We start from the raw sequence: 23,470 nt of genomic DNA, 5'->3' as shown, positions 1-23,470 counted from the left end.
TTCCAGGTGCGGAGACCAACCATGGGTTCACTGGCTTTATCGCGGGTCGCAGCTCAAGATCCCGCACCGACCATCACGGACGAGGTCGCGCGCCTCGCCCGTCAGGAGCTGGCACCGCTCGCGTCCGCGATCGATGCCGGCTCGGTCTATCCCGGCGAATTCCTGCGTCGGCTCGGCAAGATCGGCGCGTGGAGCAGCCACGTGCCGCAGGAGGGGCCCGCCGATCTGCGCTGGGCGATCCAGTCGATGGCCGCGCTCGGCGAGGTCTGCGGCGCCACCGCCTTCATGGCGTGGTGCCAGAACACGCTGGTATGGTACGTCGCCAATTCCACCAACATGAAGCTCGCCGCGCGCTTCGGCAATTGCTTCTCCAGCGGGCGCGCGCTCGGCGGCACCGGGCTCTCCAACCCGATGAAGAGCTTCTTCGGCATCGAGCGGCTGAAGCTGAAGGGCCGGAAGGTCGATGGCGGCTACGTCGTGCGCGGCGCGCTGCCCTGGGTGTCGAATCTCGGCCCTGACCACTACTTCGGCACGATCTTCGAGCGCGAGGACGAGGGCACCAGGGGCGAACCTAGCAGCACCGTGATGTTCCTCGCCGATTGCTCCGATCCCGCGATCACGCTGACGCCATGCAAGCCGTTCCTGGCGATGGACGGCACCGGCACCTACGGCGTCCAGTTCCGCGACGTGTTCGTGCCCGATGAACTGATCCTGGCCGAGCCGGCCGCGCCGTTCGTGAAGAAAATTCGTGCGGGCTTCATCCTGCTGCAGGCTGGCATGGGCCTCGGCCTGATGAAGGACTGCATCAATATCATGGACGAGGTCCATGCCCCGCTCGGTCACGTCAACCGCTATCTGCCGCAGCAGCCGCTGCAATTCCGCGAGCTCTATGCCGAACTCGAGAAGGAGGCGATGACGCTGGCAGGCGATCCCTACAATGCCGATGACAGCTACTGGCGCCGTGTCGTCGCGCTGCGTCTGCGGATCGGCGATGCCAGCGTCGCGTTCGCGCATGCCGCGATGCTCCATTGCGGCGCGCGCGGCTACCTGATGAGCCATCGCGCCCAGCGGAGGCTGCGCGAAGCCTATTTCGTCGCCATCGTCACGCCCGCCACCAAGCAGCTGCGCAAGATGCTGGCGGACGGCTGAAGCATGATCCGGAAAAGTGGGAACCGGTTTTCCCTCGCGACAAACGCGGAACGCGTTTGCGCGGAGATCATGCTCAAACCAGTTCGGGACCACCACAACTGCAACCACAAACAGGAGAGAGCCATGACGGACGTTCTGATCACCGCCGGCGAACTTGCGGAGCTCGTCAAGAAAGAGCCGTGTGTCATCATCGACACGCGGAATCCGGATGCCTATGCGGCGGGCCATCTGCCCGGTGCCGTCAACGTGCATGACATCTTCACGTTCCTTGCGACCTCGACGCCGGAAGGCATCCACGAGCTGAAGACCAAGTTCGCCGATGCATTCGGCGCCGCCGGTCTCTCCGGCAAGGAGACCGCCGTGATCTACGAGCAGTCGATGAACTCCGGCTTCGGCCAGTCCTGCCGCGGCTACTATTTGCTGACCATGCTCGGCTATCCCAAGATCAAGGTGCTGCATGGCGGCTTCGATGCCTGGAAGGCGGCAGACCTGCCGGTCACCACGGACGTTGCCGTGCCGATCAAGGCCGGCTTTGCGATCGTGCCGGAGGCCGGCGACATCATGATCGATGCCAAGGCGATGCTGGCGGCGGTCGGCAAGCCCGGCGTCGCGATCCTCGACGTGCGCGACGTCGACGAGTGGATCGGTGAGAGCTCTTCTCCGTATGGTAGGGATTTCTGCCCGCGCAAGGGCCGCATTCCCGGCGCGGTTTGGCTCGAATGGTACCGGATGATGAAGCCGACCGGCGAGGGCCCGCGCTTCAAGTCGAAGGATGAGATCCTTGCCGAATGCGCGACCGTCGGCATCTCGCAGACCACGCCGGTCTATCTCTACTGCTTCAAGGGGGCGCGCGCGTCGAACACCTTCCTGGCGTTGAAGAACGCCGGCGTAAAGGACGTGCGGATGTATTTCGGCTCCTGGAACGAGTGGTCGCGCGACGCGTCGCTGCCGATCGACGAGGGCTTGCCGACCGCTGCCGTCGTCACGGGCAAAGCGGCATAGAACCTGCATGTTTCCCAGCGTCCGGCGGCGCAAAACGCGGCCGGACGCCGATCAATGAACCGGATCGCGGAGCTCTCGGCGTTTCGGTGCGACAATGGGGCGCAGCATGTCCACGTCAGACGATCCCTTCGACGCCGACCGTGATCTTTCACGATCAGGCTGCGCCTGTGGGCGGCATCGCTCGACCGCCGAGCACGATGAAGTCGCGCGCACACTGCGCGCCGAGCCGGTCGCCGATGTCAGTGAAGAGAAGCGTTACCAGGGCATCGTCGCCTCGGCGGTGATGCAGGCGGTGTTTCCACAGGATGTCGCGCGCCGCGCATTTCTGAAATCGGTCGGTGCCGCGACCGCGCTCGCCGCGCTGTCGCAATTCTTCCCGTTGAAGACGGCGACGGAGGCGTTCGCCGATGCCGGTCCACCGGAGAAGAAGGACCTCAAGATCGGTTTCATTCCGATCACCTGCGCGACCCCGATCATCATGGCGGCGCCGCTCGGCTTCTATGCCAAGCAGGGGCTCAACGTCGAGGTGGTGAAGACCGCCGGTTGGGCCGTCATTCGCGACAAGACCATCAACAAGGAATACGACGCCGCCCACATGCTGGCGCCGATGCCGATCGCGATCTCGCTCGGGCTCGGCGCAAACGCGATCCCGTTCACGGTGCCCGCGATCGAGAATATCAACGGGCAGGGCATCACGCTGGCGATGAAGCACAAGGACAGGCGCGATCCGAAGGACTGGAAGGGCATGAAGTTCGCCATTCCGTTCGACTATTCCATGCACAATTATTTGCTGCGCTACTACCTCGCCGAGCACGGGCTCGATCCGGATACCGATGTGCAGCTCCGCTCGGTGCCGCCGCCGGAGATGGTCGCCAATCTGCGCGCCGACAACATCGATGGCTTCCTCGCGCCCGACAACATCTGCCAGCGCGCGATCTATGACGGTGTCGGCTTCCTGCACATTCTCTCCAAGGAGATCTGGGACGGCCATCCCTGCTGCAGCTTTGCCGCGAGCCGCGAGTTCATCACCACGGCGCCGAATTCCTTCGCGGCGCTGACCCGCGCGATCGTCGATGCCACCGGCTATGCGGCAAAGGCAGAGAACCGCAAGCAGATCGCGGAGGCGATCGCGCCGGCCAACTACATCAACGCGCCGGTGACGGTGCTGGAACAGGTGCTGACCGGCACCTATGCTGACGGGCTCGGCGGCGTGAAGACAGATCCGAAGCGCGTCGACTTCGATCCGTTCCCCTGGCAGTCCTTCGCGGTGTGGATGCTGACGCAGATGAAGCGCTGGGGCCAGATCAAGGGCGACGTCGACTACAAGGCGGTCGCCGAGCAGGTCTATCTTGCTACCGACACCAAGAAGGTGATGGCCGAGATGGGGCTGACACCACCGCCGACCGCGTACAAATCGTTCTCGGTGATGGGCAAAAGTTTCGATCCGGCCAAGCCCGACGATTATCTGGCGAGCTTCAAGATCAGGAAGTCGTCGTGAGGACAGGAAGTCTATCCGCGTCGTCCCGGCGAAGGCCGGGACCCATAACCACGACTTTCGGTGTTTGTGCACGGCGTCTCCCCGCGTGCCTCACCGCGAGAGCGCGGCGTATGGGTCCCTGCTTTCGCAGGGACGACGTGTTGAGGGAGCTCGCCACGTGACCCTTTCCCTCCGCTTCCGCGCCGCCATCGTCTCGCTCGCGCTGCTCGGCGTCTTCCTCGGCATCTGGCATCTCGCGACGCGCGGCGGCGGCGCGACCGCGAACATGAGTCCGGAATACGCCAGGCTGATGGGGCTGACGGCGACGCAGGGCAAGTCGGCGATGCCGGGGCCGCTCGATGTCGGCGCCAAGCTGTGGGAGCATCTGAAGCGGCCGTTCTACGACAACGGACCGAACGACAAGGGCCTCGGCATCCAGCTCGCCTATTCGATCGGGCGGGTCGGGCTCGGCTACCTGATCGCGGTCATCGTCGCGATTCCGCTCGGCTTCATGATCGGCATGTCGCCCCTGATCAGCAAGGCGCTCGATCCCTTCATCCAGGTGCTGAAACCGATCTCGCCGCTGGCCTGGATGCCGCTGGCGCTCTACACCATCAAGGACTCCTCGATCTCGGCGATCTTCGTCATCTTCATCTGCTCGGTGTGGCCGATGCTGCTCAACACCGCGTTCGGGGTCGCCGGCGTGCGCAAGGAGTGGATCAATGTCGCGCGCACGCTCGAGGTCGGCACCGTCAGGCGCGCCTTCACCGTGATCCTGCCGGCGGCGGCGCCGACGATTCTGACCGGCATGCGGATCTCGATCGGGATCGCCTGGCTCGTAATCGTCGCGGCCGAAATGCTCGTCGGCGGCACCGGCATCGGTTACTTCGTCTGGAACGAGTGGAATAATCTGTCGATCACCAATGTGATCATCGCGATCCTGTTGATCGGCCTCGTCGGCATGCTGCTCGATCAGGTGCTGGCGCGCTTCACGCGCATGGTGACGTTTCCGGAGTAGCGATGACCGACAAGTTCATCTCCATCGAGGGCATCGCGCGGCGCTATCCCGGCGCCGGCGGCGGCACCACGACGGTGTTCGAGGATTTCTGGCTGTCGATGGCGCGCGGCGAGTTCGGCTGCGTGATCGGCCATTCCGGCTGCGGCAAGACCACGGTGCTGAATATCCTCGCCGGCCTCGACGAGCCGAGCGAGGGAACCGTCATCGTCGACGGGCAGGGCATCGAGGGCACCAGCCTCGACCGCGCCGTGATCTTCCAGAGCCACGCGCTGCTGCCGTGGCGCACCGTGCTCGGCAACGTCGCCTACGCGGTCAGCTCGAAATGGCGCAAATGGGACCGCGCGCGGGTCAAGGCCCACGCGCAGAGGTTCATCGATCTGGTCGGGCTGACCGGCTCCGAGCACAAGCATCCGTCGGAGCTGTCCGGCGGCATGAAACAGCGCGTCGGCATCGCGCGGGCGCTGTCGATCACACCCAAGATCATGCTGATGGACGAGCCGTTCTCGGCACTCGACGCGCTGACCCGCGGCACGCTGCAGGACGAGGTGCGGCGCATCTGCCTGGAGACCGGGCAGACCACTTTCATGATCACCCATGACGTCGACGAGGCGATCTTCCTCGCCGACAAGATCTTCCTGATGACCAATGGTCCCGGCGCGGTGCTGGCCGAGATCGTCGAGAATCCGCTACCGAAGGAGCGCGGCCGCATCGATCTGCACCGCCATCCCTATTATTATGCGCTGCGCAACCATATTGTCGATTTCCTGGTCAGCCGCAGCAAGAGCTTTGCCGCCGAGGTGACCGATCACGATCCGCGCCACGTGCCGACGGTGCGGCCCGGCCTGCCGGACCTGATGATCGCATCCGGGACCGAGCTACACCACCAGACGTCATGGCCGGGCTTGTCCCGGCCATCCACGTCTCACTGAGTCAACCAAGACGTGGATGCCCGGAACAAGTCCGGGCACGACGAACAAGGGAGAACCCGACATGAAACGCGAAGACCTCACCGAAAAGCTGCTCGACATCAAGCGCGAGAAGGGCTGGAGCTGGAAACACATCTGCGAGAAGATCGGCGGCTATTCCGAGGTCCTCATCGTCGGCGCCATCCTCGGCCAGATGAAGCTGACGAAGCCGCAGGCGGCGAATGCCGGCGAGCTGTTCGGGTTGTCGAAAGCCGAGATCGCGATGCTCAACGAGGTGCCGATGCGCGGCACCGGCACGCCGATGCCGCCGACCGATCCCCTGATCTACCGCTTCTACGAGATGGTGATGGTCAACGGCCCGGCCTGGAAGGCGCTGATCGAGGAGGAGTTCGGCGACGGCATCATGTCGGCGATCGACTTCGACATGGCAATGGAGCGCGTCGCCAACCCGAAGGGCGACCGCGTCAAGATCACCATGAGCGGCAAGTTCCTGCCTTACAAATATTACGGCGCCAGCGGCAACGTGCCGGAATACGGCTTCAAGGAGGAATGAGGGCGCGAGCGCTACACGCCGCGCGCTCCTTGCTGTTTCGCCAAGGCTACAGAATCGTGCCCGGCGCGTAGCTCGCTGCTTCCGGTTTGGCCTTCGCCAGGGCGTCGACCTGCTCGGCGAAGTAGTCGACCTGGGCGGCGGCGTCGCCGGAGTTGGCGCGGCCCTGGTCGAGCACGGCCTGCAGCTCGGCTGCACTGAGGCCTAGACGCTGGTCGGCGGCGAGGCGCTGCAGCAGATCGTTCTGCACGATCTTGCCGGTGCGCAGGTCGCCGGTGGCGGCGACGGCGTGCTCCTTGATCGCCTCGTGCGCGCCTTCGCGGCCGGCGCCCTTCTTCACCGCTTCCATCATCACCGTGGTGGTCAGCAGGAAGGGCAGATAGCGGTTCAGCTCGGTCGCGACGACGGCTTCGAACACCTCCATCTGATCGAGCACGGTGAGGAGGGTTTCGAGCAGGCCGTCCATGGCGAGGAAGGCGTCGGGCAGCATGACGCGGCGGACCACGGAGCAGGAGACGTCGCCTTCGTTCCACTGGTCGCCGGCGAGGCCTGCGGCCATCGCGAGATAGCCCTTCAGGATCACATGCAGGCCGTTGATGCGCTCGCAGGAGCGGCTGTTCATCTTGTGCGGCATCGCCGAGGAGCCGACCTGGCCCTTGGCAAAACCTTCGCTGGCGAGTTCGTGGCCCGCCATCAGGCGGATGGTCTTGGCGAAGTTGCCGGGCCCGCTGGCGAGCTCGGTGAGCACGCTGACCGCACGGAAGTCGAGGCTGCGCGGATAGACCTGGCCGACGGCATCGAGCGCCTTCGGCAGGCCGAGGTGAACCAGGATGCGCTGCTCGAGGTCCCGTGCCTTGCCGGCATCGCCATTGAACAGGGTGATCTGGTCGAGGCGGGTACCCACCGCGCCCTTCAGACCGCGGGCGGGGTAGGTCTGCAGCACGTTGACCAGGCTCTGATGCCCCAGCAGCATCTCCTCGCCGGACATGGCGATGCGCTTGCCGAGCGTCGTGACCTGCGCGGCCACGTTGTGGGTGCGCGCGGTAAACGGGATGTCGCGCAATTGCTTCGCGCGCTTCGCAAACCGAATGAGCGCTGCGATGCTCTTGGTCTCGACCAGCTGCAGGGCGCGGTAGACCTGTAGCTGCTCGACGTTCTCGGTGAGGTCGCGGCTGGTCATGCCCTTGTGCAGGTGCTCGTGACCGGCCAGCTCGCAGAACTCCTCGATCCGCGCCTTCACGTCGTGGCGGGTAATGCGCTCCCGCTGCATGATGGACTTGAGGTTGATCTGGTCCTTGACGCGCTCGTAGCTCTCGATCACGCCATCCGGAACCGGAATGCCGAGATCGCGCTGGCCCTTCAGCACGGCGATCCAGTAGTCGCGTTCGAGGCGCACCTTGCCTTCACCACTCCAGATGGCGCGCATGGCGGGTGAGGCATAACGTTCGGCGAGGACGTTGGAAATGTGATCTTGGGACATGATTCCGCTCTCTTGGCATTGCCCGAGGCCGGCCGCAAGTCGCGAGCTGTCATGAATCGTCAGGTCTGATAGCGCCTTGGCCGGACTTGCGGTGTTGGCCCCACCATACCAGATCCTCGAAAGCGCCGCCTCAGGGGATCCGGGGCGGCGCTCGTCGCAATGATCATCGGGATCGGGCAGTTCAGCGCCGCCCGGCGGCAGCCTCAGAGCGTGAGCGCCACGGCGGCTGGTGCGCAGCTGATGCCCGCGCTGTTCGGCACGGCCAGGTCGCTGGTCCAGTTGTCCTCGCCGTCCGTCGTCTTGTACAGGAACTGGCCGTTGGGTCCCTGGTGCAGGATGTACAGCGTATCGTTGAAGACCACCGGCGCGGCGTTGCCGAAATTGCCCGGCGTGTCGGGGACCTGGAGGTCCGCCCCCCAGCCTTCGTTGCCGTCGAACCTCTTGAAAAAGAAGACACCGCTGGGGTCGTTGAAGAACAGGTAGATCAAGTTCTTGTACAGGGCGGCGCCCGGGCCGTTGCTGAGGCCTTCCGTGCCGGCAACCGGATTGCTTCGCCAGGTGCTGCGGTCGAAGGTCGCGTACCAGAAGCGGTTCAAATTGCCCGGTTCGCTGGAGCCGGGCCCACGGCCGAACACGTAGAGCGTGTCGCCAAGCACGACCGCGGCCGGCGTATCCACATTCTGGTAGGCCACCGAGTTGAGGTGGTTGGTGCCGGAGGCGTTGACCTCGGACGCGAAGTCAGTGCCGTCATACGTCTTGTACATCAGGTCCGTGCTGCCGGGATTTGAATAGATCAGATAGATCAGGCCGCCATACACGGCGGCGGCAACTCCAGCGTTCACGCCGGCGGTCCCGGGCACCTGGGCTGCTGCCGTCCACACCTCGCCGTCATAGACCTTGTAATAGAGGGACTGGTTGAGCGGGTAGAACACGTACAGGTTGGCGTTGAATACGACGGCCGCCGGCGTGTTGCTGATCCAGATGTTGCCGGGTACCGGGACGTCGCCGCCCCAAGCCTGACCGTTGAAGACGTTCGAATAGAACAGCGGACTATTTCCGACGCCCTTGTGGAAGGAAAACAGCCAGGTCGGCATTCTGAAAATCCTCCATGGCGACGAAACGCCGCCTCTGATGATCGGTGCGGGGATCGACGTGCGCGGAACGGAATCGAATGGATATGAACGTGCGCGCGCGAGCGTAGTCTTCTACGCCCGATTCACACAATGGTTGTGTGAAGCTATTCACTCGCCCCTAAGGGAGAATTCGAATTTCCTTGCGCGGATTGAGAATTTCGGGTGCGAATTAGGGAGGGTCGTTAGGTCCCACGTCGAGGATTGATCCCGAAACGATGCAGTCTCTTCCCGTCATTGCGAGGAGCGATAGCGACGAAGCAATCCATCTGACCAGTGTTCGGTGACAATGGATTGCTTCGCTTCGCTCGCAAGGGCGCTGATCGTTGAATTATCCCCGGCTGGCCGTGAACATCTCACGCACCTCCTTCACCGGCGCCATGTCGCGCACGAAGCTGAACGCGCCCTGATCCTTCATCTCGCGGGCGCAGCGCAGGACGGCGTTGAGCGCGTGGCGCTCCATCGCGCCACCGACGCTGATGCGCTTGACGCCGGCGGCCGACAGTTGCTCGACCGTCAAGGTCGGATCGGCAAAGCCCATCACGAGGTTGAACGGCCGCTTCAATGCCGAGACCACTGTCTTGATCGTGCCGATGTCGTAAAGGCCGGGCGAATACAGCACGTCGGCGCCGGCGGCTTCGAAGGCCTGAAGCCGCTTGATGGTGTCGTCGAGATCCTTGCGCCCCCAGAGGAAGTTTTCCGCCCGCGCCGTCAGCGTGAACGGGAAGGGCAGGGCGCGCGCGGCCTCGACGGCAGCCTGCACCCGCTCGACCGCGAGCGAGAAATCGTAGATCGGATGCTCGCGGTTGCCGGTGGAGTCCTCGATCGAGCCGCCGACCACGCCGGCCTCGGCGGCACGCGCGATCGCCTTCGCCGCGGTCTTCGGATCGTCGGCGCCGCAATTCTCCAGGTCGGCGTTGACGGGGAGGTCGGTCGCCTCCGATATCACCCGGCAATTCTCGATGATCGCATCGAGGCTGACGGTCGCGCGGCCGAGCGTGTTGGCGAGCCCGAGGCTCGTCGTCGCGAGCGCTTCAAAGCCCATTGCCGCGAGCAGCTTCGCCGTGCCGGCGTCCCAGGGATTTGGGATGATGAAGGCGCCGGGCCGCTGATGCAGCTCGCGAAACCGTGCTGCCTTGTCTGCCTGGGTGCGCATGTGAACTCCTGATGGTTGAGGAAAGCGACTGGCGACAGCGATAGGGCGGTTTCGGCCATCAGACAAATTTGTTATTCCTCTCAATGCTATCAGCTTTTTGCATGGGGCGAATGATGGACAGCGACGCGCTCAATACGTTCCTGGTGGTGCATCGGCGCGGCGGCATCTCGAATGCCGCCAAGGCGCTGCATCGCTCGCAGCCGGCGATTTCAAGGCGCATCGCACTGCTGGAGCAGGAGCTCGGCGTGCCCTTGTTCGAGCGGATCGCGGGCAAGACGCGGCTCAGCGATGCCGGGCGGGTGATGGTGCCCTATGCCGAGCGCGCGGTGGCGGCGGCGCAGGACGCCGAGAATGCGGTGCGCGCGCTCTCGCGCGATAATTCCGGCCCCGTCGCGCTGGCGGTGACCGGCACGCTTGCGGGCGAACGGCTCTCGAACGTGCTGAAGCGCTTTGCCGGCCGGCATCCTGATGTCGCGCTGACGCTGCGCACTGCGACCAGCGCCGAGGTCAGCGACCTGATTCGGCGCGGCGAGGCGACGATCGGGCTGCGCTACGACCGCGACCGCTCGCGTGATCTCGATTGCGAAGGGCTGTTCGCCGAACCGCTCGGGGTGGTCTGCGCGCCGGACCATCCGCTGGCCGGACGTCGCGTCGGCAAGCTTGCCGATCTCAGGGATGAGCGATGGATCGCCTTTCCCGAAGTGCCTGGCCGCCGCGAGATCACCGCCTCGCACGTGTTCGCGTTGTTCCTGACGCACGGGCTCGGCGAGGTCGCCTGGACGCCGGTCGACAGCCTGACGGCGCAGAAGCGGCTGGTCGAGGCCGGGTTCGGGATCGCGCTGCTGTCACAAAGCAATGCAGCGGAGGAGCTGCGCACCGCGGCGCTCGCGACGATCCGCGTCGGCAATCTCACCGCCAGTCACGAAGTGGTCGCGGTGACGCGGCATGGCGGCTTCCTCAGCGCCGCGTCACGCCGCCTGCTCGACATCATCCGCGCCGAGTTCACCAAGGCGAGGGGCACAAATACGTCGCGCCGGAACGATGTCCGGCGCGGGCAAAAGTCGAGTTTGTAGGCCGTCGCGGGAACTCAGGTCCCCGCCTTCACCTGTGCCGCGGCCACGGCCAGCAGCTCGTCCATCTTGGCGCGAATGTCGCGCTCGGTGACGGCCTGGCCCTTGGCGGTGAGGTCCCTCAGAACCTTGTGCAGCACGTCCTTGTCGCCGGGTTCCTCGAAGTCGGCGGCGACCACGTCCTTGGCATAGGCAGTGGCGGCGTCGCCTGCGATGCCAAGCTTCTCGGCGGCCCACAGGCCAAGCAGCTTGTTCCGGCGCGCCTCAGCCTTGAACTTCTGCTCCTCGTCGAGGGCGAACTTCTTCTCGAAACCTTCCTCGCGCTTGTCGAATTCGTTCATGGCTGAAGTTCCAGTTCCCTGCTGAATGGCGGGCTTTCCGCGCGTTGCGGCAGCCCCGATGCGTGCCTAGATAAGTGGGACGAATCGGCAAGACAACGAGCCGTTAAGCCGCAGGCAAAACAGGCGGAATCGGCCCTTTTTGATAGGGCGGTATAAGTGCCCTGAAACGGGCACTATCGATTGTACTGGATGGCCCAATCGGATAGGTTGCCAACAGGCATGGTTCTTGTTCTGTTTCCAGTGGATTGTTCGGGTTCCAGGCCTCCGCGGCAGCTCCGTCGTGGGTCGTAACCCAAGTCATCCGGAGCACCCAAATCCATGGATTTCAACAAAACACGGTACATCCCAATGAGCCGTCGACGCCGTATTTATGAAGGCAAGGCCAAGGTGCTTTATGAAGGCCCCGAGCCGGGAACCCTGATCCAGCACTTCAAGGACGACGCGACCGCGTTCAATGCCAAGAAACACCAGGTGATCGAGGGCAAGGGCGTCCTCAACAACCGGATTTCGGAGTACCTGTTTCAGCACCTCAACGACATCGGGGTGCCGACCCACTTCATCCGCCGCCTGAACATGCGCGAGCAGCTGATTCGCGAGGTCGAGATCGTGCCGCTCGAGGTGGTGGTGCGGAACGTCGCCGCCGGCTCGCTGTCGCAGCGGCTCGGGATCGAGGAGGGCACCCAGCTGCCGCGCTCGATCATCGAGTTCTATTACAAGAACGACCAGCTCAACGACCCGATGGTGTCGGAAGAGCACATCACCGCCTTCGGCTGGGCCACGCCGCAGGAAATCGACGACATCATGGCGCTGGCCATCCGCGTCAACGACTTCCTCACCGGTCTCTTCCTCGGCATCGGCATCCGCCTCGTCGACTTCAAGATGGAGTGCGGGCGGCTGTTCGAGAACGAAATGATGCGGATCATCGTCGCCGACGAGATCTCCCCGGACTCCTGCCGTCTCTGGGACATCAAGTCGAACGAGAAGCTCGACAAGGATCGTTTCCGCAGGGATCTGGGCGGCTTGCTCGAAGCCTACACCGAAGTGGCAAAGCGCCTCGGCATCCTGATCGAAAATGAACGGCCGGCCGGAAGCGGCCCTGTGCTGGTGAAGAGCTAAGAGGCAATCGTGAAGGCACGTGTGACTGTTACGTTGAAGTCGGGCATCCTCGATCCGCAGGGCAAGGCGATCGAGGGGGCGCTGAAATCGCTCGGCGTCGACGGCGTCGCCAGCGTTCGCCAGGGCAAGGTGTTCGACATCGAGCTCGCCGCGACCGACAAGGCCAAGGCGGAGGCGGCGCTCAAAGCCGCCGCCGACAAGCTGCTGGCGAACACCGTGATCGAGAATTATCGGGTCGAGGTCCTGAGCTAGCCGGGCGAGCCAAATGATAACAGCCGCTCCCGCCTCTGCCGGCAGTGACCGTATCTTCGTCCGATCGCTGTTGCTTGCCCTGCTGACGGTTGCCGGGATCGGCGGTGTCTCGGCGCAATCGGCGCCGCCGCCACCCTCGGCTACGACGCAGCCGCCGCCGTTCACGGTCAGCGGGTGGAGCTACGAGCGCCGTGGCTCCGACGTGCACATGTTCCGCTGCGCGCAATCGTCCTGCGGTGCAGGTTCCAAGGTGAGCTACCGGTTTTATACCGGCGGAAAGCAGATGACTCTCGACCAGTTCCGTGAGGGGCAGGAGCAGATCATCAAGGCGCTGGAGCAGCGGACGCCCGGACAGCGCATCACGCTCCTCGGCGTCGATGGCGACAAGGGCACAGCGCCGCGCATGTTCAAGGCGCGGCGCCTGACCGTGACGCCCAACGGCGCAAACGAGTATCAGGTCAGCGGCTTGCTGTTCGGCGGACAAGGCGGCTCCGCCAGCCTGATCAGCTCGGCGCGTGACGAAAAGGCCAGCAACGATAATTACGCAAGATTTGTCGCCGCAGTTAAGCTCGTGCTGGCGCCCAAAACCAGGTGATGCAATGAAATCAGCCGTTCTCGTCTTCCCCGGCATCAACCGCGAGCGCGACATGGCGCGCGCGCTCAAGCTTGCATCCGGGAATGAGACTTCGATGGTCTGGCATGCCGAGACCGCGCTGCCCAAAGGCACCGACCTCGTGGTGGTGCCCGGCGGCTTTTCCTATGGCGACTATCTGCGCTGCGGCGCGATCGCGGCCCGCGCGCCCGTGATGGACGCGGTGCGCGACTTCGCAGCCTCGGGCGGGCTCGTGCTCGGCGTCTGCAACGGTTTCCAGATCCTCTGCGAATCGGGACTGCTGCCGGGCGTGCTGATGCGCAACGCCGGGCTGAAATTCGTCTGCCGCGACGTGCACATGCGCGTCGAACGCTCCGATACGCCGTTCACCCGGGGCTACAATGCCGGCCAGGTGATCCGTGTGCCGGTGGCGCATGGCGAAGGCAATTACGAGGCGGATGAAGAGACGCTGAAGCGGCTCGAAGGCGACGGGCGGGTGCTGTACCGCTACTGCTCTGCCGATGGCGTGGTCGACGAGGCCTCCAACTTCAACGGCGCCGCGCATTCGATCGCCGGCATCGTCAACGAGCGCGGCAACGTGCTCGGCATGATGCCGCATCCGGAGAATCACGTCGAAGAGATCATGGGCTGCACCGACGGCCGCGGCCTGTTCGCGGGGCTGGTCCAGCAGTTCGAGAAGGCGGCGTAACGGAAATGCTTGGGCGGTGGTGCCTTGCCGCGGCCGCGGCGCTCGTTCTCGCGACAGCAGTTCACGCCCAGGATTCCGCGAAGCTGGACTTCCCAAAACGTCCGATCACGATGATCGTGCCGTTCACGGCCGGCGGCACCTCCGACGTGATTGCCCGCGCCGTCGCCGACCAGATGAGCGCGGCGCTGGGCCAGAGCATCATCATCGAGAATGTCGGCGGCGCCGGCGGCTCGACCGCGCTGACCCGTGCGGCGCGCGCAGAGCCCGACGGCTACACCATTGCGATCGGCAACGCCGGCACCAACGCCGCGACCTACACCATCTATCCGAAACTTTCGTTCACACCTGACTCCTTCGCGCCCATCGCCGTCGTGGCGAAGACCTTCGGCATCGTCGCGCTGCGCAAGGATTTCCCGGCCAGGGACCTCAAGGAATTCATCGACTACGCGAAGAAGAATCCGGGCAAGGTCAATCTCGGCCATGCCGGCGTCGGCTCCTCGAATTACCTGATCTGCAAGAGCTTCGTGCATGCGGCCGGGATCGACGTGCAACTGGTCGGCTATCGCGGCGCGGCGCTCGCGCTGACGGATGCGATCGGCAGCCAGATCGACGGCGTCTGCGATGCGGCAGCCTCGGTGTCGCAGGCGATCGACGACAAATTGGTGAAGGCGGTCGTGGTCGGCTCGACTGTGCGGCTCGCCTCGCTGCCAGAGGTGCCGACCTCGGCCGAGGCCGGACTGCCGGAGTTCGAGGCGCAGGGTTGGAACGGCCTGTTCGCACCGAAGGGTACCCCGCCCGAGATCATCGCCAAGCTCAACGCGGCCGCGCGCAGCGCGGTTGCGAGCGAGGCCGTGAAGAAGCGCTTCGTCGATCTGTCGACGGTCGCGCCCGATGCCGACGAGCTCGCGCCCGGGGCGCTGCAGCAACTCGTGACCCGCGACGTCGCGAAGTACCGCACGCTGCTGGCGGACGACAAGAAGTAGTGCTTGTGCCGCGTGCCAGCTCCGACACGGACCGTGAACCTGGTCCGTTCCCTCAGCGACCAATGCAGGAATAGTCGCGCCCGTTTCATGATCTCTTCACGCTAGCGCAGCCGGGCGAACAACCGGGGATTGTCGCAGCGTGCCGGGCAAGGTATGACGGAGGCGATTTGGATGGTCTGTCCGGCTCGCTGGGATTCGCATGCCCGTTGCATTGGTCGTATTGCTGCTCGACATCACGCTGATCTACCACGCCTCGCGCACCGGGCGCCTGCAGCCATGGGCCTTCATCATCCTGATGGTGCCGCTGATCGGCGCGCTCGCCTACATCGTCGTCGAGCTCGTTCCGGAATGGTGGGGTGGACCGGGTGCCGCACAGGCGCGCAAGCGCGTCGCCAACCGGCTCGATCCGGAGAAGCGTTACCGCGAACTGTCCGACCGGCTCGCGACGTCGGACACGATCGCCAACCGCGCGGCGCTCGCCGCGGAGTGCCAGAACGTCGGTCGCTTCGAGGAGGCGGAAAGCCATTACGACCACGTGCTCGGACTGCCGCAGGGCGACGATCCGACCTACGCGCTGGCCAAGGCGCAGGCCCAGTTCGCCCGCAAGCAACCGGCCGAGGCGCTGGCGACGCTCGACGGCCTGCGCGAGCGCTGGCCCGATTTTGAATCCGCCGACGGACATCTGCTCTATGCCCGTTCGCTCGCCGAGCTCGGCCGGCTCGACGAGGCGCTGGAAGAATATCAGGCGGTGTCGCAGTATTTTCCCGGCGCCGAGGCGCGGGTCCGCTACGGCCTGTTGCTGCAGCTGGTCGGCCGCACCGCCGAGGCGCGCATCGTGTTCAACGAGTTGCTGATCCAGATGCGGCGTGCGCCGAAATATCTGCGCGACGCGCAGGCCGAATGGCTCTCGATCGCCGAGAAGCAATTGTCGGCCTGAGCGGTATCTAAGCTGAGATCAACGACAACGCAGACCCTTCGCCTCGATCGCAGACTCTGATAAGATCATCGCCACCGTCAGGTGAGGGCACCAAGCCTTGGCGGCGTAACCTAATGGCGGCCCCTTGACCGAAGATCCGGAATTCATCGCGCTAACGACACTGTTGATCCGAATTCCGGCCATCAAGGGGCGGATCGGGACAGGACGCGACGACGGGGCTTGGTGGACCAAATTCGTCATCGATATCTCCGATCCGCTTGCTTGGCGCGTGATCCAGGAACTTGGACATGTTCTCAATTACCTGTCGCTGACAGAGCGCCTTCCGACTGTCTTCATACCGGTGTCGCCACCGCCGTATCTCAATGGCGGACCTGCCGACTTTCTTTCGTGGGTAATCGAGTGTCGGGATCGCCGGTTCTCCCCGAAATCACTCGCAGATTGCCTTGCCGGTAGATTGCCAAATCCGATCGATGATCGGAGCACCTGGAGTATCGACGAATAGGTCCGCCAAGACAGGGTTCTGGATGGGCCATTGCCGGGACATAACCGTCAGATTCGACCCACTAGACTTTTCGCAGCCAGCGCTTGACCGCTTCGGTCGGCACCGTCATCGCGGCGACGCCGGCCATCACCAGCAACAGCCCGAGCGCCAGGTTCGACGGCACGGATTCGCCGAGCAGGATCACCGACAGCGCGACGCCGATCGGAATGCGCAGATAGCCCTGCGCGTTCGTGGTGAGGGTGCCGAGCCGCGTCAGGCACATGTAGAAAAGCATCAACCCGAACGCGCTGGAGAAGATGCCCATCACGACGGTGGCGACCAGCGCCTGCGGCGTCGGGTGCAGTGTCCAGGGATGGTCGACGATCAGGGCGACCGGCAGCAGCACGGTGCCGCCGAACAGCAGCGAGCCGGCCGCCACCACCATCGGATCGTAATCCGACAGCCGGAGCCCGAAGATCGTGGCGCAGGCGAACGAGATGGTCGCGAGCAGGATCGCGATCTCGGCGAAGATCTCCTTGCCGAAGCCCGAGAGAGCGTCGAGGCCGATGATCGCGATCGTGCCGGCGAGACCGAGGATCGCGCCGGCGAGCTTGAGCATCGAGGCCGGCTCGTGCCGCGTGATCGCCCAGGTGATCAGGAAGGCGAAGATCGGCGTCGTCGAGGCCAGCACCACGGTGTTGGATGCCGGCACGTAGAGCTGCGCCCAGGTGATCACCAGGAACGGGATCGTCGAGTTGATGGTCTGCTGGAAGGCGAACAGCTTCCATGCCTTGATGTCGGTCGGGATGCGGATGCCGCGGATGCGCAGCACGACGAGCAGGAACAAGGCGGCGACCAGCGAGCGCGCCGAGATGAAGGTGACCGGCGGGATCGAGCCGAGTCCGATCTTGGTCAGCGGATAGGTCGAACTCCAGCAGCAGGCGAGCGCGAGCAGCAGCGCATAGTCGCGCCAGCCGCGCGCGCCCGGCGCTGACGTGGACGGAGTGGGCGTGATCGCGGGAGCCGTTACGCCGCCCGTGTTCGCTGTGCTCTTCGGCACCTTGATGTGGCTCCCCGCGCGTTGGCGCGAAGCAGCAATCTAACTTGGCCTTGCGCTGCAAGGCTAGGGGGAGCGGTTCAAAAGCGAAACCTGATGGGCGCCGGGCCGGCGTCCATCACGCGGAATTTGCCTGTGCTCCCCGCGCAGGACCTAGCGCAGCACCTCGCTCAGCACCTCGCCATCGACCTGGTGCGGTGTCGCGCCCAGCATCCGGATGACGGTCGGCGCCACGTCGATATTGCGCATGTGCCGCACCACGGCGTCCTTGCGGATCTGCGGCCCGGCGGCGATGAAGGTCGCGCTCATCACCGGGAGCTCGGGGTCGTGACCGTGGGCGCCGTAGAAGTTGGGCATCGACAGCGCGGTGGTTGCCGAGTTGAACGGTGCGTCGCCCTGGCGCGCGACGCCCGGATTTTGCAAGCCGTCGAAATTGTAGCCGGGCGCCATCAGTGCGAACACGTCGCCATAGTCCTGGCCGACGTTCTTGCTGGTGCATTGTCCGGTTCCGGCGTCGCATTGCAGGGGCCGGGTCTCGACGACGGTGAAGATGCGCTGATCCTTGAGCGAGTAGTTGAAGCGCGCATTGGGATCGACCGCGTTCTTCACCGCATCGGTGATCTGCGCCACCAAGTTGCGGTAGGTCGCCAGATCGACGGTGCCGCCGAGCTCGCGGTTCTGCAGGTTGACGTAGATGTCGGCGGCGGGACCCGAGGTGCGGACCCCGACCTTGCTGGTGTCGATGCCGGCGTTGCGCAGGATGTTGGTGAGATTGACCGAGGTGTGGAACGGTGCGAAGCCGTGATCCGACACCACGACGACGTTGCTGTCGCGGCCCGCCGCATCGGCAATCTGCTTCACCGCTCGGTCGGCGGTCTGGTAGGCGAAGCGGATGTAGGACGCGTAGCGCTTGACCTTGGCCGGATCCTGGTTGGCGCCGATCGAGTTCGGATCGGTCGGGTTGGTGCCCTGTCGCGGATCGGTCAGCAGGAACTGGTGCTCGGAGCCGTCGGGCTGCTCGATATAGACCATCACGAGGTCGGCGTCGGGATGGGTCTTGATCGCGCGCTCACCGATATTGGCCTGGTAGCGCACGAAGGTCTTCACCATGTCCTCGTACATCGTCTCGATCTCGACGTCGGGAAAATTGGTGAAGCCCGGGCTCAGGCGCTCCGGAATGCGGAAGTCGGCCTGCGGACGCCAAAAGCCGATGTTGTTGTTGATGTCGTCGACATCGGCGAGCACCGGCGTGTTGCGCGGGATGTAGTTGGCGCCGTAGCGGGCGAAGCGCACCACCGAGAGATCGGGCGACAGCGCCGAGACGAAGTAGGCGGCACCGACCTTGGCGCCGCTGCCTTCGAAGAAGAACGGGGCGTTCTCGCCGCCGAACTTGACGTAGGCCGGCCCGGTCGAGGGCGCGTGGAACGGTCCCGCGGTGATGCCTCTGATATCGTCGAAGAACACCAGCGTGTCGTAGTTCACCTTGCGGTCATTGGTGGTGTCGATCGCGGCGACGCGGATCGAATATTTGACGTCGAGCGTCGAGGCGCTGGTGCAGGTCGCGGTCGCCGCTGCGGAGCACGAGAATGTCTCGATCGGCGCCGAGGTCACCAGCACGGGGCTGAACGAGAAATGGCCTGCAGCCTGCAGCGCCGCGACGATGCCGGGATCGGCCGTGAAGTCGCTGCGCGACAGCGTGAAGCCCTGGGCCCCGATGCCGCCGAAGGCGCCGAACGGCACCGTGAAGTCGGTCACGCGGGTCGGCTGGGCCGGCTGCACCACGGTCTTGTTGATCGAGATGTCGGCGCCGTCGCCGCCGGGCCAGGTCGCGGTGACGACCTTCTTGCCCTGCTGGCGCAGCTGCACCCACAGAGGCTGCGCCGTCGGGCTTGCCGACGGCCCGAGCGGGCTCTCATTGTAGCCGCCGATCGGTGCCGCAAAGCCGCTGATGCTGCTGGAGATCGGCCCGACGATCGGCTGGAACGTGTTCGATGGGATGTCGTTGTGAACCGCCGTCGAACCGGTCGCGATCGCAATATGCGAGACCGCGGTGAGCGAGGGTGACGCCGTCACGTTCTGCAACGCCACCGCGCCGCGGCGGCTGAGCCTGGCGAGGCCGCCGTCGCGCGGCAGCACGCCTTCCTCGATGAATTTCTGGATGAAATCGGGCTTGGCGCCGTCGAGCGAGATCATCACCACGCGCGGCTTGCGGCCATGATGGTCGCCGTCATGGTCCTGATCCTGATCTTGATCGTGATCGTGACCACGGGAATCGCCAGCACCGCGATCACCACTATCGCCGTCCTGACCGGCGCGCGCCGGAATTGCAGTCCACGCCAGTGATGCGACGAGCGTCATCGCCGACGTGACGGAAACAAACGTCTTCAATTTCATGAGAATGCCCCAACATCGCTGCGCGAATGCACAAACGGAAACCGTTCAGCAATCTTCGGAGCCTTGGCTGACGGGCATGTGACGCGCCCGCGACGACGCGGCGACAGCGCGGCGTTGCGTCACAACTCGCGTTTGCGTTGCGTCACGCCAAGAAGGCGCTTGAACACAACGAACTAGCGCTCTGCTTTCGATGCAACCGGTGTCGATGTAACGACTGGATGACGAGGCGTGTCCACAGAGCTCGCGTTTTCGAGCGAAGCGGCCGTGAACTTTACGCCGGCGCCTCCGTCGGCGCCTTCCGCTTCACCCGCTTGATGGTGCCGGAGAAGCTGAACAGCGGCCGCCCGGCCGATGTCAGCATGCCGCGCACGAAGATCAGCGACATGCCGGCGCGGGTGACTTCGCCGGTGCATTCGATCAGGTCGCCCTCGCGGGCCGCGTCGAGGAATTCCGAGGCGAACGACACCGTGACGCCGGGGCCCTGGAGCACCGAGCCGGCGAGCGCGAACAGGCAGTAATCCGCGAAGGTCATGAAGCAGCCGCCGTGGACGTTGCCGCCGCCGTTGAGGTGCTTCTTGGCGACCCGGAACGCGCACGCGATGCGGCCGTTCTCGTCCATGCGATGGTAAAAGGGGCCGGAATGGCTCTCGAAATTGTCCCGCGTCCAGGTCCGCCAGCCGGCGAATTCGCCCTCGGTTTCGACGTGCAGGTCGGGGCGGCGGTTGAATGCGGTCTCTAATGCGGTCTTGGCGCGCTCGTTCACGAAATTTGACCTTCAATTGTCGGGTTCGGGTCCTTAAATCCGATCCATCCCCATTGTGCAAATCCCGCACCCCGCGGCCAGCTGCCGCAAAGCTCTGGACAGGCCGAAAATGCCCCGTAAAAGGCCTTTTCGCCCCCGTTCGATCTACCTATTAAGGGTCCCATGAACGCGCCCAAGAACGACCCCAAGAACGAACCGAAGATCACCCCCGAACTGGTCGCCGCCCACGGGCTGAAGCCGGACGAGTACGAGCGCATCCTCAAGCTGATCGGGCGGGTTCCGACCTTCACCGAACTCGGCATCTTCTCGGCGATGTGGAACGAGCATTGCTCGTACAAGTCGTCGCGGATCCATCTGCGCGGCCTGCCGACCAAGGCCCCCTGGGTGATCCAGGGCCCCGGTGAGAATGCCGGCGTGATCGATATCGGCGACGGCCAGGCCGTGGTGTTCAAGATGGAGAGCCACAACCACCCGAGCTACATCGAGCCCTACCAGGGCGCGACCACCGGCGTCGGCGGCATCCTGCGCGACGTCTTCACCATGGGCGCGCGCCCGATCGCCTGCCTGAACGCGCTGAGTTTTGGCGCGCCGGAGCATCCCAAGACCCGGCACCTCGTGTCCGGCGTCGTTGCCGGCGTCGGCGGGTACGGCAATTCGTTCGGGGTGCCGACGGTCGGCGGCCAGGTGCGCTTTCACACCCGCTATGACGGCAACATCCTGGTCAACGCGATGGCGGTGGGCCTCGCCGACGCCGACAAGATCTTCTACGCGGCGGCCTCCGGCGTGAACATGCCGATCGTCTATCTCGGCTCCAAGACCGGCCGCGACGGCATCCATGGCGCCTCGATGGCCTCGGCCGAATTCGACGATGCCTCCGAGGAGAAGCGCCCGACGGTGCAGGTCGGCGATCCCTTCGCCGAGAAACTGCTGCTCGAAGCCTGCCTCGAGATCATGGCCGCCGATTGCGTGGTCGCGATCCAGGACATGGGCGCGGCGGGCCTGACCTGCTCGGCGGTCGAGATGGGCGCCAAGGGCGATCTCGGCGTCGACCTCGATCTCGACGCGGTGCCGACCCGCGAGACCGGCATGAGCGCCTACGAGATGATGCTTTCGGAAAGCCAGGAGCGGATGCTCATGGTGCTCAAGCCCGAGAAGGAGAAAGAGGCCGAGGCGATCTTCCGCAAATGGGGGCTCGATTTCGCCATCGTCGGCTACACCACGCCGAGCAAGCGCTTCGTCGTCAAGCATGGCGGCGACGTGATGGCCGACCTGCCGATCAAGGAACTCGGTGACGAGGCGCCGGTCTATGACCGCCCGCACGTCGCCTCGAACGCGCTGCCTGTCATCCGGGGGCAGGACGTCAAGCCGCCGCTCGGCATCGCCGACGCACTGACCAAGCTGATCGGCACGCCCGAGCTGTGCTCGAAGCGCTGGGTCTGGGAGCAGTACGACCACGTCATCCTGGGCAATACCATGCAGCGCCCCGGCGGCGACGCCGCGGTGGTCCGCGTCGAGGACGGGCCGAAGGGACTTGCGCTCACCGTCGACGTCACCCCGCGCTATTGCGAGGCCGATCCTTTCGAGGGTGGCAAGCAGGCGGTCGCCGAAGCCTGGCGCAACATCACCGCCGTCGGCGGCCGGCCGCTCGCGATCACCGACAACCTCAATTTCGGCAATCCGGAGCGGCCCGAGATCATGGGCCAGTTCGTCGGCTGCCTGAAGGGTATTGCGGAGGCCTGCGTTGCGTTGGACTTCCCGGTCGTGTCCGGCAACGTCTCGCTCTACAACGAGACCAACGGCCGCGGCATCCTGCCGACGCCCTCGATCGGCGGCGTCGGCCTGCTCGACGACTTCACCAAGTCGGCGACGCTGGCCTTCAAGGCGGCGGGCGAGGCGATCCTGCTGGTCGGCGACACCCAGGGCTGGCTCGGCCAGTCGGTTTACCTGCGCGATGTCTGCGGCCGCGAGGAGGGCGCTCCGCCGCCGGTCGATCTCGCCACCGAGAAGCGCAACGGCGATGTGGTGCGGGGCATGATCCGCGCCGGCACCGCGACCGCCGTGCATGACCTCTCCGACGGCGGGCTCCTGATCGCGCTCGCCGAGATGGCGATCGCGAGCGGAATCGGCGCGCAGCTGCTGGCGGCGCCGTCCTCGATCGTGCCGCATGCCTATTGGTATGGCGAGGATCAGGCGCGCTACGTCGTCACCGTGCCCGCCGCCGACGCAGGTCTCGTGCTGGCCAAGATGAAGGGCGCGGGCGTGCCCTGCGCACGTATCGGCACCACCGGCGGGGACGCGATTGCGGTCGCCGGCGAGGCGCCCGTTGCGGTCGAAAACCTGTCCCGCGCGTTCGAGCACTGGCTGCCGAACTACATGCACGGCACTGCCGCCTGATCCGGGAGGATCAGGCGCTGCAACGTCAAGCGAACAGAACCTCAATAGCGCGATGACCCTGTCATCGCGCTATTGCTTTTGTTCAAGCACGATCGCTTCAGGTCGCGCCGCGGACCGCGCGCCAGGCAAAGATGATCACGCAGGCGCCGATGAAGCCGGCGACGAGATAGCTGATCCATCCTCCGCCGAGCGATACGCCGAGCAGACCCAACAGCCAGTTCGCCAGCGCGGCGCCGACGATGCCGAGGATGATATTCATGAAGATGCCGGTTCCGGTCTTCATGAACATCTCGGCGAGCCAGCCGGCCAATCCGCCGACGATGATTGCGGCGATCCATCCAACTTGAGGGTCGTTCATCTCGGGACGCTCCTTGAGGTCAAGCAGTCCGGCCAGCATACCTGAGAATCAGGGGGCGGGATGTGACCAATGGCAGGTTGTGCGCAACTTGTCGCCGCGACCGGGCCGTCAACCTTGCCGCTTGCGGCGCGACCA

Annotated in this window: 23 protein-coding genes; 15 read left to right on the top strand and 8 right to left on the bottom strand. The window is 64.8% G+C overall.

Annotation, left to right across the window (positions count from 1 at the left end; all coding sequences use genetic code 11):
• Positions 1-21 precede the first annotated feature (21 nt).
• The 6 genes from H8A92_RS14440 (at position 22) to cynS (ending at position 6,125) form a co-directional block, all read left to right on the top strand.
• Complete coding sequence (locus H8A92_RS14440; protein ID WP_229196433.1) at positions 22-1,149, top strand: acyl-CoA dehydrogenase family protein; 1,128 nt, start codon at positions 22-24, stop codon at positions 1,147-1,149.
• Between the two features lie 123 nt (positions 1,150-1,272).
• On the top strand, positions 1,273-2,151 hold the full coding sequence (locus H8A92_RS14435; protein WP_229196432.1) for a sulfurtransferase: 879 nt from the start codon (positions 1,273-1,275) through the stop codon (positions 2,149-2,151).
• 106 nt (positions 2,152-2,257) lie between these two features.
• Positions 2,258-3,649 (top strand): CmpA/NrtA family ABC transporter substrate-binding protein, encoded by a 1,392-nt coding sequence (locus H8A92_RS14430; protein WP_229196431.1) that lies wholly within the window; start codon positions 2,258-2,260, stop codon positions 3,647-3,649.
• A 157-nt stretch (positions 3,650-3,806) separates the two neighbouring features.
• Complete coding sequence (gene ntrB / locus H8A92_RS14425) at positions 3,807-4,646, top strand: nitrate ABC transporter permease (protein WP_229196430.1); 840 nt, start codon at positions 3,807-3,809, stop codon at positions 4,644-4,646.
• A gap of 2 nt (positions 4,647-4,648) precedes the next feature.
• Positions 4,649-5,575: an ABC transporter ATP-binding protein gene (locus tag H8A92_RS14420; protein WP_229196429.1), complete on the top strand. Its 927-nt coding sequence runs from the start codon at positions 4,649-4,651 to the stop codon at positions 5,573-5,575.
• Between the two features lie 61 nt (positions 5,576-5,636).
• Positions 5,637-6,125, top strand: coding sequence for a cyanase (cynS, locus tag H8A92_RS14415; RefSeq protein WP_163160216.1), 489 nt, complete (start codon positions 5,637-5,639; stop codon positions 6,123-6,125).
• A 46-nt stretch (positions 6,126-6,171) separates the two neighbouring features.
• On the opposite strand, the gene purB is transcribed toward cynS, so the two are convergent.
• From purB to H8A92_RS14400, 3 genes are all read right to left on the bottom strand, one after another.
• Positions 6,172-7,602, bottom strand: a complete 1,431-nt coding sequence (gene purB, locus H8A92_RS14410; protein WP_229196428.1) for an adenylosuccinate lyase — start codon at positions 7,600-7,602, stop codon at positions 6,172-6,174.
• Positions 7,603-7,805: 203 nt separating this feature from the next.
• A complete protein-coding gene (locus H8A92_RS14405; RefSeq protein ID WP_229196427.1) occupies positions 7,806-8,696 on the bottom strand; it encodes a hypothetical protein in 891 nt (296 codons plus the stop codon).
• A gap of 367 nt (positions 8,697-9,063) precedes the next feature.
• A complete protein-coding gene (locus tag H8A92_RS14400) occupies positions 9,064-9,888 on the bottom strand; it encodes an isocitrate lyase/PEP mutase family protein (RefSeq protein WP_229196426.1) in 825 nt (274 codons plus the stop codon).
• A gap of 113 nt (positions 9,889-10,001) precedes the next feature.
• Between H8A92_RS14400 and H8A92_RS14395 the strand changes: the two genes are divergently transcribed.
• A complete protein-coding gene (locus H8A92_RS14395; protein ID WP_229196425.1) occupies positions 10,002-10,961 on the top strand; it encodes a LysR family transcriptional regulator in 960 nt (319 codons plus the stop codon).
• A gap of 14 nt (positions 10,962-10,975) precedes the next feature.
• Here the strand turns inward: H8A92_RS14395 and H8A92_RS14390 are convergent, their stop codons facing one another.
• Positions 10,976-11,299: a DUF1476 domain-containing protein gene (locus H8A92_RS14390; RefSeq protein WP_229196424.1), complete on the bottom strand. Its 324-nt coding sequence runs from the start codon at positions 11,297-11,299 to the stop codon at positions 10,976-10,978.
• A 348-nt stretch (positions 11,300-11,647) separates the two neighbouring features.
• Here H8A92_RS14390 and purC point away from each other — a divergent pair, with 348 nt between their 5' ends.
• From purC to H8A92_RS14355, 7 genes are all read left to right on the top strand, one after another.
• Positions 11,648-12,415 (top strand): phosphoribosylaminoimidazolesuccinocarboxamide synthase, encoded by a 768-nt coding sequence (gene purC / locus H8A92_RS14385; protein ID WP_016843454.1) that lies wholly within the window; start codon positions 11,648-11,650, stop codon positions 12,413-12,415.
• A gap of 9 nt (positions 12,416-12,424) precedes the next feature.
• Positions 12,425-12,667, top strand: coding sequence for a phosphoribosylformylglycinamidine synthase subunit PurS (gene purS / locus H8A92_RS14380; RefSeq protein ID WP_029083848.1), 243 nt, complete (start codon positions 12,425-12,427; stop codon positions 12,665-12,667).
• Positions 12,668-12,680: 13 nt separating this feature from the next.
• Entirely contained in the window at positions 12,681-13,262 is a 582-nt protein-coding gene (locus H8A92_RS14375; RefSeq protein WP_229196423.1) for a hypothetical protein, read from the top strand.
• 4 nt (positions 13,263-13,266) lie between these two features.
• The gene (purQ, locus tag H8A92_RS14370; protein WP_229196422.1) at positions 13,267-13,968 is read left to right on the top strand and encodes a phosphoribosylformylglycinamidine synthase subunit PurQ; all 702 of its coding nucleotides are present in this window, start codon (positions 13,267-13,269) and stop codon (positions 13,966-13,968) included.
• Between the two features lie 5 nt (positions 13,969-13,973).
• The gene (locus H8A92_RS14365; RefSeq protein ID WP_229196421.1) at positions 13,974-14,951 is read left to right on the top strand and encodes a tripartite tricarboxylate transporter substrate-binding protein; all 978 of its coding nucleotides are present in this window, start codon (positions 13,974-13,976) and stop codon (positions 14,949-14,951) included.
• Positions 14,952-15,150: 199 nt separating this feature from the next.
• Positions 15,151-15,888 carry a tetratricopeptide repeat protein gene (locus tag H8A92_RS14360; RefSeq protein WP_229196420.1) on the top strand — a complete coding sequence of 246 codons (738 nt, stop codon included), beginning with the start codon at positions 15,151-15,153 and terminating at the stop codon, positions 15,886-15,888.
• Between the two features lie 124 nt (positions 15,889-16,012).
• The gene (locus tag H8A92_RS14355) at positions 16,013-16,390 is read left to right on the top strand and encodes a hypothetical protein (protein ID WP_229196419.1); all 378 of its coding nucleotides are present in this window, start codon (positions 16,013-16,015) and stop codon (positions 16,388-16,390) included.
• 61 nt (positions 16,391-16,451) lie between these two features.
• On the opposite strand, the gene H8A92_RS14350 is transcribed toward H8A92_RS14355, so the two are convergent.
• From H8A92_RS14350 to H8A92_RS14340, 3 genes are all read right to left on the bottom strand, one after another.
• A complete protein-coding gene (locus H8A92_RS14350) occupies positions 16,452-17,429 on the bottom strand; it encodes a DMT family transporter (protein WP_229196418.1) in 978 nt (325 codons plus the stop codon).
• A 150-nt stretch (positions 17,430-17,579) separates the two neighbouring features.
• On the bottom strand, positions 17,580-19,820 hold the full coding sequence (locus tag H8A92_RS14345) for an alkaline phosphatase family protein (RefSeq protein WP_229196417.1): 2,241 nt from the start codon (positions 19,818-19,820) through the stop codon (positions 17,580-17,582).
• Positions 19,821-20,091: 271 nt separating this feature from the next.
• Positions 20,092-20,583, bottom strand: coding sequence for a PaaI family thioesterase (locus H8A92_RS14340; RefSeq protein ID WP_229196416.1), 492 nt, complete (start codon positions 20,581-20,583; stop codon positions 20,092-20,094).
• 162 nt (positions 20,584-20,745) lie between these two features.
• Here H8A92_RS14340 and purL point away from each other — a divergent pair, with 162 nt between their 5' ends.
• The gene (gene purL / locus H8A92_RS14335; RefSeq protein WP_229196415.1) at positions 20,746-22,977 is read left to right on the top strand and encodes a phosphoribosylformylglycinamidine synthase subunit PurL; all 2,232 of its coding nucleotides are present in this window, start codon (positions 20,746-20,748) and stop codon (positions 22,975-22,977) included.
• 97 nt (positions 22,978-23,074) lie between these two features.
• On the opposite strand, the gene H8A92_RS14330 is transcribed toward purL, so the two are convergent.
• Positions 23,075-23,335 (bottom strand): GlsB/YeaQ/YmgE family stress response membrane protein, encoded by a 261-nt coding sequence (locus H8A92_RS14330; RefSeq protein WP_163159026.1) that lies wholly within the window; start codon positions 23,333-23,335, stop codon positions 23,075-23,077.
• Between the last annotated feature and the right edge of the window lie 135 nt (positions 23,336-23,470).

The sequence above is a fragment of the Bradyrhizobium acaciae genome, assembly GCF_020889785.1.
In the GTDB taxonomy this organism is placed as follows: domain Bacteria; phylum Pseudomonadota; class Alphaproteobacteria; order Rhizobiales; family Xanthobacteraceae; genus Bradyrhizobium; species Bradyrhizobium acaciae.
The sequence above is the reverse complement of the archived record's forward strand: the minus strand, read 5'-3'. Positions and strand labels throughout refer to the sequence as shown.

What these genes read in the sequence shown, in the direction of transcription:
- H8A92_RS14440 (WP_229196433.1), top strand. Translation starts at nt 22, where the DNA reads ATGGGTTCACTGGCTTTATCGCGGGTCGCAGCTCAAGATCCCGCACCG.
- H8A92_RS14435 (WP_229196432.1), top strand. Translation starts at nt 1,273, where the DNA reads ATGACGGACGTTCTGATCACCGCCGGCGAACTTGCGGAGCTCGTCAAG.
- H8A92_RS14430 (WP_229196431.1), top strand. Translation starts at nt 2,258, where the DNA reads ATGTCCACGTCAGACGATCCCTTCGACGCCGACCGTGATCTTTCACGA.
- H8A92_RS14420 (WP_229196429.1), top strand. Translation starts at nt 4,649, where the DNA reads ATGACCGACAAGTTCATCTCCATCGAGGGCATCGCGCGGCGCTATCCC.
- cynS (WP_163160216.1), top strand. Translation starts at nt 5,637, where the DNA reads ATGAAACGCGAAGACCTCACCGAAAAGCTGCTCGACATCAAGCGCGAG.
- purB (WP_229196428.1), bottom strand. Translation starts at nt 7,602, where the DNA reads ATGTCCCAAGATCACATTTCCAACGTCCTCGCCGAACGTTATGCCTCA.
- H8A92_RS14405 (WP_229196427.1), bottom strand. Translation starts at nt 8,696, where the DNA reads ATGCCGACCTGGCTGTTTTCCTTCCACAAGGGCGTCGGAAATAGTCCG.
- H8A92_RS14400 (WP_229196426.1), bottom strand. Translation starts at nt 9,888, where the DNA reads ATGCGCACCCAGGCAGACAAGGCAGCACGGTTTCGCGAGCTGCATCAG.
- H8A92_RS14395 (WP_229196425.1), top strand. Translation starts at nt 10,002, where the DNA reads ATGGACAGCGACGCGCTCAATACGTTCCTGGTGGTGCATCGGCGCGGC.
- H8A92_RS14390 (WP_229196424.1), bottom strand. Translation starts at nt 11,299, where the DNA reads ATGAACGAATTCGACAAGCGCGAGGAAGGTTTCGAGAAGAAGTTCGCC.
- purC (WP_016843454.1), top strand. Translation starts at nt 11,648, where the DNA reads ATGAGCCGTCGACGCCGTATTTATGAAGGCAAGGCCAAGGTGCTTTAT.
- H8A92_RS14375 (WP_229196423.1), top strand. Translation starts at nt 12,681, where the DNA reads ATGATAACAGCCGCTCCCGCCTCTGCCGGCAGTGACCGTATCTTCGTC.
- purQ (WP_229196422.1), top strand. Translation starts at nt 13,267, where the DNA reads ATGAAATCAGCCGTTCTCGTCTTCCCCGGCATCAACCGCGAGCGCGAC.
- H8A92_RS14365 (WP_229196421.1), top strand. Translation starts at nt 13,974, where the DNA reads ATGCTTGGGCGGTGGTGCCTTGCCGCGGCCGCGGCGCTCGTTCTCGCG.
- H8A92_RS14360 (WP_229196420.1), top strand. Translation starts at nt 15,151, where the DNA reads ATGCCCGTTGCATTGGTCGTATTGCTGCTCGACATCACGCTGATCTAC.
- H8A92_RS14345 (WP_229196417.1), bottom strand. Translation starts at nt 19,820, where the DNA reads ATGAAATTGAAGACGTTTGTTTCCGTCACGTCGGCGATGACGCTCGTC.
- purL (WP_229196415.1), top strand. Translation starts at nt 20,746, where the DNA reads ATGAACGCGCCCAAGAACGACCCCAAGAACGAACCGAAGATCACCCCC.
- H8A92_RS14330 (WP_163159026.1), bottom strand. Translation starts at nt 23,335, where the DNA reads ATGAACGACCCTCAAGTTGGATGGATCGCCGCAATCATCGTCGGCGGA.